General features: G+C 53.8%; 13 protein-coding genes. All 13 read right to left on the reverse strand.

All coding sequences use genetic code 11. The features are described from left to right. Positions 1 to 23: 23 nt before the first annotated feature. On the reverse strand, positions 24 to 416 hold the full coding sequence (locus GOC95_RS11525) for a prepilin-type N-terminal cleavage/methylation domain-containing protein (RefSeq protein ID WP_194747434.1): 393 nt from the start codon (positions 414 to 416) through the stop codon (positions 24 to 26). Next, positions 403 to 909, reverse strand: a complete 507-nt coding sequence (locus GOC95_RS11530; protein WP_194747436.1) for a type II secretion system protein — start codon at positions 907 to 909, stop codon at positions 403 to 405. The genes GOC95_RS11525 and GOC95_RS11530 overlap by 14 nt, the downstream gene beginning before the upstream one ends. Beyond that, on the reverse strand, positions 909 to 2,936 hold the full coding sequence (locus tag GOC95_RS11535; RefSeq protein WP_275357201.1) for a secretin N-terminal domain-containing protein: 2,028 nt from the start codon (positions 2,934 to 2,936) through the stop codon (positions 909 to 911). The genes GOC95_RS11530 and GOC95_RS11535 overlap by 1 nt, the downstream gene beginning before the upstream one ends. Next, a complete protein-coding gene (locus tag GOC95_RS11540) occupies positions 2,933 to 3,562 on the reverse strand; it encodes a hypothetical protein (protein WP_275357202.1) in 630 nt (209 codons plus the stop codon). Before GOC95_RS11540 ends, GOC95_RS11535 begins: the two co-directional genes overlap by 4 nt. After that, positions 3,552 to 4,169 carry a hypothetical protein gene (locus GOC95_RS11545; RefSeq protein WP_275357204.1) on the reverse strand — a complete coding sequence of 206 codons (618 nt, stop codon included), beginning with the start codon at positions 4,167 to 4,169 and terminating at the stop codon, positions 3,552 to 3,554. Before GOC95_RS11545 ends, GOC95_RS11540 begins: the two co-directional genes overlap by 11 nt. Next, complete coding sequence (locus GOC95_RS11550; RefSeq protein WP_275357206.1) at positions 4,166 to 4,744, reverse strand: hypothetical protein; 579 nt, start codon at positions 4,742 to 4,744, stop codon at positions 4,166 to 4,168. Before GOC95_RS11550 ends, GOC95_RS11545 begins: the two co-directional genes overlap by 4 nt. Further along, a complete protein-coding gene (locus tag GOC95_RS11555) occupies positions 4,728 to 5,570 on the reverse strand; it encodes a hypothetical protein (RefSeq protein ID WP_275357208.1) in 843 nt (280 codons plus the stop codon). The genes GOC95_RS11550 and GOC95_RS11555 overlap by 17 nt, the downstream gene beginning before the upstream one ends. Further along, complete coding sequence (locus tag GOC95_RS11560; protein WP_275357210.1) at positions 5,551 to 7,263, reverse strand: GspE/PulE family protein; 1,713 nt, start codon at positions 7,261 to 7,263, stop codon at positions 5,551 to 5,553. The genes GOC95_RS11555 and GOC95_RS11560 overlap by 20 nt, the downstream gene beginning before the upstream one ends. Next, entirely contained in the window at positions 7,260 to 8,432 is a 1,173-nt protein-coding gene (locus GOC95_RS11565) for a type II secretion system F family protein (protein WP_275357212.1), read from the reverse strand. The genes GOC95_RS11560 and GOC95_RS11565 overlap by 4 nt, the downstream gene beginning before the upstream one ends. 5 nt (positions 8,433 to 8,437) lie before the next feature. Further along, positions 8,438 to 8,860, reverse strand: a complete 423-nt coding sequence (gene gspG, locus GOC95_RS11570) for a type II secretion system major pseudopilin GspG (RefSeq protein WP_275357213.1) — start codon at positions 8,858 to 8,860, stop codon at positions 8,438 to 8,440. A gap of 187 nt (positions 8,861 to 9,047) precedes the next feature. Further along, positions 9,048 to 10,877, reverse strand: a complete 1,830-nt coding sequence (locus GOC95_RS11575) for an ABC transporter ATP-binding protein (RefSeq protein WP_275357229.1) — start codon at positions 10,875 to 10,877, stop codon at positions 9,048 to 9,050. Between the two features lie 6 nt (positions 10,878 to 10,883). Continuing rightward, positions 10,884 to 11,366, reverse strand: a complete 483-nt coding sequence (ispF, locus tag GOC95_RS11580) for a 2-C-methyl-D-erythritol 2,4-cyclodiphosphate synthase (protein ID WP_275357215.1) — start codon at positions 11,364 to 11,366, stop codon at positions 10,884 to 10,886. 12 nt (positions 11,367 to 11,378) lie between these two features. After that, entirely contained in the window at positions 11,379 to 12,071 is a 693-nt protein-coding gene (gene ispD / locus GOC95_RS11585) for a 2-C-methyl-D-erythritol 4-phosphate cytidylyltransferase (protein ID WP_275357217.1), read from the reverse strand. Positions 12,072 to 12,504: the final 433 nt, after the last annotated feature.

Raw genomic sequence — 12,504 nt, forward strand, 5'->3', positions numbered from 1 at the left:
TCAAGCGACATAGCCCTGGCCCATTACCAATCCGTATAGGCGCTGCCATCCGAAGCCTGTCCAGTCGCACTGCTATGCAAGGTATAAACGCCACCCAGCAAAGGCAGCTCTGGCGGTGTAATTACCCAGGTATCGTTATGCTCCGAGATAGGGTCCCAAGGTAATTTGTCCAGATAGCGCTTGTCCACTAGCTCCTGCAGGCTTTCCGGGTATTGCCCCTGATCGGCATAAAACTCATCCAGCGCCTTGCGCGTGGTGATTAACTGTTGTTTGAGCGCCTGCTCTTTGGCGCGTTGTACGCCAGAAAAATAGCGCGGTAGTGCCAGCGACAGTAGCAAGGCTAAAATCGACAGCACCACCAATAACTCCACCAGCGTGAAGCCACGCCACCGCCGCCAACGATTACCACTGCGCATAGGGAACTCCATTCAGGCCGATGCGCGGGCTCAGTGAATACACATCATAGACATCCTGGTTATAGCGCGGCTGGTCGGGTGGACTGTCATAACTACGCAAGCCCCAAGCCGCCACTGGCGCAGTGTCGTCGCGCTTGTTGAGCATGGGATCAAAAGGAATCCGCCTTAAAAAACGTAATTTTTTATGCTTGGGGTCTTTGAGATCGTCGACGCCCTCGACCAACACTTGCAAGTTTGGCGGGTAACCGCTGGCATCTGAATTTTTTTTCACCCGCCCATCCTCCGCCGCCTTTTTATAGGCATCAATCGCGCGGCGGATATCATGCAAATGTGTACGCAACTGTTGTTCTTTTTGCCGCTGCACCGTGACTTGTATCATGGGCGTGGCAATGCTGGCCATGATGGCGATAATCGCCAGCGACACCATGAGCTCAATCAACGTGAATCCACAGCCTGGGCAAGCACTAGACTGCAAGCACGCGCGTTGGCGCATCAGGGGATCTCCTTGGGCGCTGGCAAACTGGTCGTGCCCTGTTCGGGCAAGTCCCTGATATTGTTTGAAAGACCATCTGATGAGGGCGTCGCTTGTGGCGCGGCTGTTGAATTCGCCGGTGCCGTGTCTGGTGCGGGTAAGGCCGGTTCGGGCGGCGGCGCAGCGTCAGGCGTATCATTGGCGGGCTCATTGGCAGGTGTGTTGCTGCCCTCATTCAACTCATTTTGCCGCTGTAACTGCAGCTCACGGATTTGCTGGCTACGCGTGATGGTAGGCGCAGCTGGCATGCTGTTCATCAGTGGTTTGTCTGAAATCACGCTGTCGGTGCCACTCCAGTACTCAGAGAAGGTGGCTTCTGGCAAAGTGACGTTACTGATAACCTTGGGCGTAATCGCCAACACAATTTCTGTTTTACTCTTGTCATCGGTGTTGTTGGAGAACAGGCGGCCCAAGATCGGGATTTCGCCCAGCCCAGGTAATTTGGTTGCGTTCTTGCGCTCGGAATCCTGGATCAAGCCGGCCAGGATCTGCGTTTCGCCATGCTTAAGCCGCAGGATGGTGCTGGCATTGCGGGTACCAATATTGTAAACCTTGGAGTTATTGCTCAAGGTCACAGCCTCACCCAGCGAGCTGACTTCGAGGTTCACCTTGATACTGACAAAATCATCCAGCATGATGCGCGGCTCGACCTCAAGCTTGAGGCCAACATCGACATAGGACACGCTCTCGGAGGTCCCCACATTGGCCGTGGTATTGGTGGTGATGACCGGCACCTTGTTGCCCACCAGCACCTTGGCTTTTTCGTTATTTTTGACGCGGATACGCGGATTGGATAACAGATTCAAATCACTGTCTGTGGTTTTGAACTGTACGCCGGGGTTAGGGCTGACGCCAATATCACTCGACTTGATGCTCTTGAGCGCTTCCAGCGTCAATGGGCTATTGAGCACCGTGAGTGAGGTGGGATAGCTGATGCCCAATTGTTGCAACTTGCCACGCGTGACTTCCATCACCTCAATTTCGAGCATGACCTCAGGGTCGGCAATATCCTGCGCCTTGATCATTTTTTCTGCCAAGGCCAACACTTCCGGCCGGTCACGCAACACCAGCATGTTCAGGCGCTCATCGACATACACATCACGGATTTTTAAAATCGTCCGTAACATATCCGCGCACTGCTTGGCACTGGTGTTGGCAAAATAAAAGTTACGGATCAACAGGTCCTGATAGTCCTTGTTCTTTTGCTGGGTGGCCGGATACACCAACACACTGGTGGGTGACAGCACTTTTTTCTGCAAGCCGTTGCTGGCTAGCACCATCTCCACCGCCTCTTCAATTGGCATTTTCTTGACGAACACCGAGGCCTTGGTCTCGGCTTTAATGTCTTTATCCAGCACAAAATTAATCCCGGTGGCTTTGGACAATGCCTCAAACACTACCTTGATGTTGGCATCCCGCAATTCCAGCGTGACCGGTTTGTTGATGGCGGTTTGCAATTGCGGCAGGCTGGCACGTGCACGCGGCTCCATGGCTATCAGTTGCTTTTCCAGCGCCTGGGCTTCGCTATTGGTCGGTTGCTCCAACAAAATATCCCGCACTTCCTTGAGTGCCTGCTTGGGCTGGTTGATATGCTGTTTGGCAATCTCTAACTGCTTGCGCAGCACGATTTCACGATCACTGGCACGCGCATAATCCAGCGCTTTAGGTTGATAAGGATCCAGCGTCAGAATGCGCGCATAAGCTTGCTTGGCGGTGGCAATATCGCCTTTGGCATCTGCCGCAGCGGCGTCCGCCAGCAAGGCGTTGATTGCCAGCTCACGCTCGCGAAACCAGCGGTTGCGCAAAGTCACATCCGCAGGATGCTCTGCCACCTGTTGGGCCAGCTCTTGGACTTTGCCTTCCGGGGTCGTCGCCGTCAGTTTGGGCGGAAACAGGCCGCACGATGACAGTACCAGCGTACAGGCAGCGAAAGACAAACTGCGTGGCACGCTTGACCATGATCGCAGACTTGGATTCAAAACATTCATTGGTTTAACATTTCTTCTGTTGGATTGTTTTCTGGCTCAACCTGACGCGTGGTTGCGGCTTTGCTTTTACTCAACACCACCCCTTTGTTTAATGGCAGGTAGGTGAAATACACCGCCTGCATATCCTCGCGGTCCAAGCGCCATTGCGTATCGACCTGTGAGCCCAGTTTGGGCATCAACATCTTTTTCTGCTGCATTAAAATCACCAAGTCGCCCCCCGGCATCTCCTTGAGACTACCGACATAGCTATAAGGCAAAGGCGGCGCCTGCGGCGGAGGCGGTGGGGGCGGCTTGACCGGGGGCGGTAACCATTCATGCGCCGCAAATAGCACATGCGCAGGCTTGCCCGCGGGTAACTGGCGCTTGAAATACGCGGCCTCTGGCATGGCAGCGGTTTCCTCTTGAGGGCTGGCAGTTTGACTGCTCGCCACACGCGCTGACGGCTGATGCGTATCCGCGCTGACTGGCACAGACTCAGCCACTGCTACTTTCTTGGCAGGTCTGACCGCAACCAGATCAAGCTCCGCTTGAGGCGCTGCCGACCATTGCCAGTAGACCAGGCCCAACGTCAACAGCAAGGCCAGCCAAATCACGGGCGAAGTCGAGGATTTGGCGCTAACTGCCATGCTTGCGCCCTCCCCGGATAAACACTGAAAACGTCAACGTCGCGTCCAGCATTGGCTGCATGGTCTCGTTTTTGCGAAACTCGAGGCCAGTCAAGGCCATAGCAGGATATTGCCGCAACACATCGACAATAAACTGCCGGCAAGTCAGGTAATCGGTCTGAATATTGAAGCGCATGTCATATTGCTGAATCTCCTGCGTGGCGTCACTGGCGGCATGCAGTTGCCACTGGTAATCGCCCACATTCAAGGCCATCTGGCGTTTTTGCGCCAGGCGCGCAATCTGCATCATGCGTGGCGACAGGTCGGCAAACTCTGGTAATTGCTGCCATAAGGCGGCCAGGTATTCCGGCGCACTTTCGCTCACCTCCGGTTTGACAATGGTGGTTGAGACCTTGGCCACAGGTGCTATCGGTTGGCTCTCAAGTTGCTGGATGGCTTGCGTGAGCAAAGTAATTTGCGTGGTTGTGGCAGACTGCTGCTGCGACAACACGCCCCATAAGATGAGCAACAAGACGCTCACGAGCATGGGCAGCCAGCCAAGATACCAGGCCGCACGCCGTAGCAGCCAGACCATAGTCAGGGCCGAAAACATACGTGCCGATTTCATGGTTGCCAGCCCCCCTGAATTTCGAAGCTGACCGGGCGCTGCGGATGGCTGTCATTGACCTGGTGTTTTTGCAAATGCACCTCATGCAGCGTCGTCAGGCCTTGCAAATGACTGACATAATTCAATAACGCCGCGTAGCTCTTCGCCTCGCCCGACAATACAAATTGGCCGCGATTGGCATCAGGGGTCAATTGCAACAACGCGATATCGGCGACCTGGCTCGCTTCTAGCGCCTGCAACAAGTCAAACCAGCGCACATTGAGTTGCTGCACAATTTTTTGCGCTGCCTTTTGTTGCGGCTGGCTTAATACCGCTACCGGCTTGATGTTGGCTTGACTGAGTGGGTGTTGCTCAGTACGCGGTGCAGCGCCCTGCATTGCGGACTGCTGCTCGGTCAGTTGCTGCTGCCGCTCAGTGAGTGACTGCAAGTGCGCGGTTTGCTCGGTCTCTTCGGCATAGGTGAGCCATACCGTCATCAATAATGCTGCCACCAGCGCCAGTCCTGGCCAACGCACACATTGCCAGGCAAATAACGGACGCGCAAAATCCATATGATACTCAGGCTGCGGCCACATGACTGACCTCCTGACGCAACTGAGTGAGTGGTCTCGCTGATGGCAACAGCTGCCAGTTGACCTGACCCGCCAAAGCTTGTTTGAGATGATGACCGGTATTTAACGCCCTGTGGTTGCCGGGCTCGGTTACCCAGTAACACGCTGACGCCTGCACGCCCAGCAAGGTACGCTCACGCAACACCCAGTCTGCCATGGTTTCCACTGCCTGCAGAGAGGCCGCCAGCCCGGCCACATGCATAATACGCCCTTGCTCAAGCTGCAACAGCCTGAGCATTTGCGGCTCTGCGGTTAGCACGGTGCCGGTCTTGGGCAGCCGGGTGTTGGCCCACAAGGCGCAAGCATAGGCTTGCACCTGCCATTGCAGGGCATGCGGACGTAACAACGCAGTCCAATCCAGTGTCTGCAACACCGGGATCGCCACCAGCAGGCTATCTTGTGGTTGGCAAACATCCTGTAAGCGGAAAGGCCAGCTACGTGCGGCTTCACCATAAGTTTGCATAAGCATGGCGCGCGCATAGGCTTGCTGATCCTGCCCGCTCCAGTCAAATGCCTGCAGACCTTGGGTCATGGCAGGCAAGCGCATCAGATGCACATGCTGGTCAGCGAGATAGAGTTCTATCTTTTGCCAGCGTGTGGCTGGCAACTGTGCCAGCACTGCCTGTAATGCTGGCTGCAACGCAAGCGCATCTGCGCCTGACCAGGCAGTCGTCGCAAAGACAGGGGACGAAGCAAAACCCACCGGAATATGTTCGGCCTGCAACTGGTCAGACAACACCAGGATCCGCGTCAGGCCAAGTACGCTGAACTCAGGCAACAAACGTGACACGGTTAACCTCCTGCAAACTGGTCATGCCTTCAGCCACGGCGCTGATCGCCGCCTCGCGGATGGTACGCATGCCATTTCTGGCAGCCGCCTCTTTCAACTGGCGGATCGGCTGGCGGGCAATAATCATCTCGCGCAACTCGTCATTAAGCACCAGTATTTCGGCCACCGCTTTACGGCCTTTGTAACCCGTGCCGCGGCAATGGCCACAGCCCTGGGCATGCATAAACTGCATGCTGGCGGCCTGCTCAGCGCTTAAGCCAGAGGCACTGAGCAAGTCAGCATCCGGCACAAACGGCTCGGCACAATGCGGACACAAGGCGCGCACCAGGCGCTGGGCAATAATGCCATTCACTGCTGACACAAAATGGTAAGGGTCTACGCCCATATGCATGAAACGGCCGATGACATCGAGCACACTGTTGGCATGCACGGTAGAAAACACCAGATGGCCAGTCAGCGCCGCTTGCACGGCAATTTGTGCAGTCTCGGCATCGCGGATTTCACCCACCATAATCTTGTCCGGGTCATGCCGCAGAATTGACCGCAGGCCACGCGCAAAGGTCAGGCCTTTTTTCTCATTGACCGGGATTTGCAGCACGCCAGGTAACTGGTACTCAACCGGGTCTTCAATGGTGATGATCTTGTCAAACCCCGTATTCACCTCTGAGATGGCGGCATATAAAGAGGTGGTTTTACCACTGCCGGTCGGGCCAGTGACCAGCACCATGCCATACGGCTCGCTGGCTAATTTGCGGAATCTGGCAATCACATCGGCATCAAAGCCCAGCGCTTTCAAACTCAAGCCTTGCGCCTGCTCGGTCAAGGCCTTTCGGTCCAGCACCCGCAGTACGGCATCCTCGCCAAACGCACTGGGCATGATAGAGACACGGAAATCAATCAGGCGGCCCATGGCATGCACTTTAAAGCGGCCATCTTGCGGAATCCGGCGTTCGGCAATATCGAGTTGCGCCATGACCTTGATCCGCGAAATGGCCTGCTCGGCACTGTCCAGACCGGGGCTATTGGCGATGCTGGCCATCACCCCGTCAATCCGGTATTTCACGGCCAGACCGCCTGCATGCGTTTCGAGGTGGATATCGCTGGCGCCTGTTTTGAGGGCATCGTATAAGGTGGAGTTAATCAGCTTGACGATGGGGTTGGCATCTTCGTGAATGGACTTGAGCGAGAGCTGCATGACCAGCTCGTCCTCGCCTTCTTGCATTTGCTCACTGGGCAAACCTACGCCATCCATGGCACGCATGGTTTCTTCTTCACCGGCGAGGTAGGCGCTAATCTCCAGCCGATGTGCCAACTGCCAGACAAACGGCTGTTTTACGGCATGCTGTACCCACAACGGCAATTGGCGGTTAAACGGGTCAGCAAACACGAGAATGAGTGTTTTTTGCGCGTCATAAAACGCCAGACACTCTTTTTGCTGCGCTTCGTTATAACTGATGACTTCAAAAGCTACCTGCCACTCGCGCATATCGCGCATGGTGGCGACCGGGTAATGCAGCAAGTCAGCCAGTTGGCTCACCAGAATTTCAGTGTCCACCGGGAGCAGGTCTTCGAGCACCTCGATCACGCGCCGTTGCTGTTGCAAGGCCTGCGTTTGTGCTTGCGATAATAGTTCTGCAGAGAGCGACTGTAGTGGCTCAGCAGGCACGTGCTGATTGGGGAGAGGCTGGTTCATTGAATTTGTCCTGCCAGTTCAAAAATGGGCATATACAGCAACAGCACCACCACGCCGATCACCAGGCCAATAAACAGCATGAGCAAGGGCTCAAACAGCCGGGTAAACCAGTCTATCCAGCGTGCCAACTCTTCATCATAAAAGCTGGCGATGCGGTCCATCATTTGTGCCACATTGCCCCCGCGCTCGCCCACCAGCAACATGCGCTCGCCAATCGGCGTCGTCATGCCGTTGACCTGGAAGGCCTGTGACAGGGGTTGCCCCTGGCTAATCATGGTTTGCGCCTGCTTGAGGCTCAACGCAAGACTGCTATCAAGCAATCCTTCCAGCGAATCAAGTGCCACCATCACTGGGGTTCCCCCCGCCAGTAACATCCCCAGCGTGCGGTAAAAGCGTGCCAATTGATAGAGTTGCAGCTTTTCACCGATGGCTGGAATACGCCACAAGGTGCGTAACATCCACTGCCGCATGGCCGGATGTTTCAATAACACGACCAGCATGACCAATACACTGACCAGTAGCATCAACATGAGCTCGCCATGCTGGGCAATCAGGCTGCCCCATTGCAGCATCAGCTGTGACATCCAGGGCAAGTCTGCCCCCGTGCCTTCGTAGACGCTGCTGAATTTAGGCACGACAAAGCCCATCAAAAACGCAATGACCAAGCCGCCAACCACGATGAGCAGCAGCGGGTAAATTGACGCGCTGACGATTTTCTTTTTGAGTAATGACACCTGATTGTGATAAGAGATATAGCGAGACAAGGCATTGCCCAGGTCCCCTGTGCGCTCGGCGGCTTTCACCGTGGCGATGTAGAGGGGCGGAAATACCGCAGACTGCCGCTCTAGGGCCGCAGAAAACGACTTACCCTGCTGCAGTGATTGCAAGATGCCTTGCAAAACACCACGCGTGTGATCCTGACGCAAGGCCAGTGCATCAATGGCTTCGACGAGGTTCAAGCCGGAATCGAGCAAGGCCAGTAACTCCTGGCTGAACAAAGCCAACGGAAACGCCTGGCGCTTGGCTACTTTGCCCTGCTTTTGTGCCTGCAGCGAGACCAGCAACAAGCCTTTCGCCTTTAACTGGGCGTAAGCATCCTGCTCATCATCGGCTTGCAGCTCCACCATGGTCAGGGTGCTGCCATTCAACACTTTTGCCTGATAGTGCATGGCATTTACCAGTTGCTGATATCCTGCGCTTCGTCACTGCCACCCACCTGGCCATCCTTACCCAGGCTGTAGAGATCATACTCGCCGTGCTGGCCGGGCATGCGATATTGGTAAGGCTTGCCCCAAGGGTCGTTGGGCACTTCTTTTTTCAAATAAGGGCCGGCCCAGTTTGGCTGGTTATCTGGGTTATTCATCAGGGCCGTCAAGCCTTGTTCAGTACTCGGATAATGCCCGACATCCAGACGGAACTGATCCAGAGCCTGCTCCAGCGCGGCGATCTGCGCTTTGGCCGTTTTGACTTCTGACTTGCCAATCTGCTGGAAATATTTGGGGCCGACATAGCCGGCCAACAGGCCGATAATGACCATCACCACCAATAACTCCAGCAAGGTAAACCCGCGATTACAACGGACAGCAAGACTAGCCATCGAAAATACTCCATGAAAATTTGATGACAATACTAAGCAGATTAGATTGCAGAAAAGTGGCGGTAATATGACAGACTGTCACAATTGAACAGAGGCGATGCCAAACACAGACATAAAAAAATCAGGCCGAATGGCCTGATAATTGAAGCGTGATATTAGAAAAGGAACCGTCTGGGAGTTGAACGGGCTATTCGCCCAAAAAGCCACCACTCTGATGCGTCCATAATTTGGCGTAAATCCCATCTTGCGCCAACAAGGCCTGATGGGTGCCGGTTTCGACCACCCGCCCCTGATCCAGCACAATCAACCGGTCCATGGCTGCAATGGTGGACAAGCGGTGCGCAATCGCAATGACGGTTTTACCTTCCATCAACTGCGACAAATGATGTTGAATAGCGACCTCGACTTCAGAATCCAGGGCACTGGTGGCCTCATCCAGCACCAGAATAGGCGCATTTTTAAGCATGACACGGGCAATGGCAATGCGCTGCCGCTGGCCACCAGACAGTTTAACCCCGCGCTCACCGACATGGGCGTCATAGCCGGTACGGCCTTTGGCGTCGCGCAAGGTGAGGATAAAGTCATGTGCCTCGGCCCGCTTGGCAGCCACTATCATCTCTTCATCGCTTGCATCTGGGCGGCCATATAAAATATTTTCCCTGACGGAGCGGTGTAATAGAGAAGTATCCTGGGTTACCATGCCAATCTGTTGCCGCAAGGAGTCTTGTTTCACTGAGGCGATCGATTGCCCATCGATACGAATATGCCCGGCCTGAATGTCATAAAACCGCATAAGCAAATTGACGATGCTAGACTTGCCCGCGCCAGAGCGGCCGACCAGGCCGACACGCTCTCCGGGGCGGATATGCAAATCAAACTGCTTCAACAGGGGTGGTTGCTTGTCATAAGCAAACTCCACTTTCTCAAATACGACTTCACCCTTAGGGACGTTTAACGCGACGGCATCTGGCTGATCGAGCACGCGGTTTTCAATCGACAGCGTATTCATGCCATCTTGTACGGTGCCAATTTGCTCGTACAACGAGGTCAGCTCCCACATGACCCAATGTGAAATGCCATTTAAGCGCAAGCTCATCGCCATTACGGCCGCAACCGCACCGGCAGCGACCAGGCCCTGTGACCACAGCCATAGCACCATACTGCCACTGGCAATGATCAAACACATATTTAAAAAGTGATTGATACTCTCGACACAGCTCACCATGCGCATTTGCCCATGCACGGTATCCAGAAACTCTTGCATGGCAGATTGCGCATAGCTGGCCTCGCGCCCGGCATGCGAAAACAGTTTAACCGTGGAAATATTGGTATAGGCATCCGTAATCCGGCCGGTCATCAGAGAACGCGCATCTGCCTGATGCTGCGAGACTTTGGCTAAACGCGGAATAAAATAAACCAGCGCGCAGGCATACAAGCTTAACCAGCCTAAAAACGGCAAAACCATCCAAGGATGAAAGCTGCCCACCACCGTGACGATGGTAGTGAAATACAGCAACACATACACCATGATATCGGCCAGAATAAACCACACCTCGCGCACAGCCAATGCAGTCTGCATCACTTTCGCCGACACGCGGCCAGCAAACTCGTCCTGATAAAACCCCATGCTTTGATTCAGCATATGCTGATGAAACTGCCAGCGCAAACGCATTGGGAAGTTACCAGCCAATGTCTGATGCTTGAGTAAGGTCTGGAACAGAATGACCACGGTACTGCCAACCAATACCGCCGCCACTAGCCATAATGTAGATTGATGCGTCGTCCATAATTGTGACGGTTGGATGGCTGTCAACTTATCGACCACCTTGCCCATCAAGGCAAACAGCAAAGCCTCAAACGAGCCGATACAGGCTGTCAGCAGCGTCATAATTAAAATATAACGGCGCATCCCATACGAACAGGCCCACATAAAAGGCCAGAAACGGGTAGGTAAACGCGTCAGGATTTCGGCAGGAAACGGCGAAACCAGTGCTTCAAAACGGCTAAACAATCGCATCATCAACTACTTGGAATACACAGTACAAACGGCTTCTGCCGCAATACCTTCACTGCGGCCAGTGAAGCCCAGCTTTTCAGTCGTCGTCGCTTTGACGTTGACCTGTTCAATCGCCACATCGCAATCACTGGCAATGTTCATACACATCTGCGAAGTATGCTTGCCCAGTCGTGGCGCCTCACATATCACCGTGGCATCAATGTTACCAACCAGATAACCCTTGTCATGCAGCAAGCGCACCACATGCCGCAGAAGCTCGCGTGAATCTATGCCTTTAAAGCGCATATCTGTTGGTGGAAAATGCTTACCGATATCTCCCAACGCGACAGCCCCTAACAAGGCATCACAAATAGCGTGTAACAGGACATCTGCATCCGAATGCCCATCCAGTCCATGACTGTGCGGGATATTCACGCCACCGATAATGCAATCCCGCCCGGTTACCAGGGCGTGCACGTCAAAACCGTGCCCAATTCTCACAGGAATCATACTTTTTGCTTTCTATGACAGGCTCATCTGCATCAACGCAGCAACCACTTGCAGGTCGTCAGGATAAGTGACTTTCATGTTTTTAAGGCTACCTTGGACTAGTTTTGGGTGATGTCCCATCCACTCCATGGCTTGCGCTTCATCGGTAGGTTGTTTTTCGATCGAGTGACTGAGCGCAGATTGCAACTCCGCATATCTGAACATTTGTGGCGTTTGAGCCTGCCATAAATGATTACGCGGGATAGTCTCTGCAATCGTGGTCTGCGTCCCGGCACGCTTTAGCGTATCGGCCAGTGGCAAAGCCAAAATCGCTCCAGTATCGTCATCACCCACGCTGTCTATTAACCGTAATAGCATCTCATGATCTATGCCAGGCCGCGCGGCATCATGCACCAGAATCCAGTCTCGCGCCTGAACTTGAGCATTCAGGGCACGCAATCCGTTTAGCACACTTTCAGCGCGAGTCGCGCCACCACACAGCAGCACGCGTGTTTTCTGGCATCCCGCAAGTAAAGCCGGTTGCCAGTCCTGATCATCCTCTGCGATAACCACCGAAATGCTAGTGATGGCTGCAAACGATTCAAATGTCTGGATTACATGCTTCAACAGCGGCTCACCATTCAATGGTAAATACTGTTTCGGTCGTGATGATTGCATACGCGAACCACGACCAGCACTGGGGATTAAGACATGGTATTGAGACATCGTGTCATTTTAACATGTCTCTTTTAAGGCTTTATGCTCACACGTCTATTCCGCTGAAACTCTTGCTGAGATTTCTTGATAGCCCACCTGGGTCAATGACATACGCCTGTGTATTTTTTAAGATGTGTGTAAAAGAGGGAGAAGCAGCAGAGCAACAACCGCTTGAGCGGTGTCAATTATATGTAACGCTGCAGTGCAGCGCTTAAGTTTTCATGGCAGTCTATTTTGAGTTGATCTTAATAGACACTTCAACCCGGTGCTTGCACCGGGTTTTTTTCTGCCTGAATTTCATCTGCCTACCGCTTACAGGCAATAAAAAAGCCCCCGACATTGCTGCCGAGGGCTTTTTAGAATAGGAGCTTGGGGATGACCTACTTTCGCATACGAAGAGTACACTATCATTGGCGCAAGTTCGTTTCACGGCCCTGTTCGA

This window comes from Methylophilus sp. YYY-1 (assembly GCF_029132825.1).
Classification (GTDB): Bacteria; Pseudomonadota; Gammaproteobacteria; order Burkholderiales; family Methylophilaceae; genus Methylophilus; species Methylophilus glucosoxydans.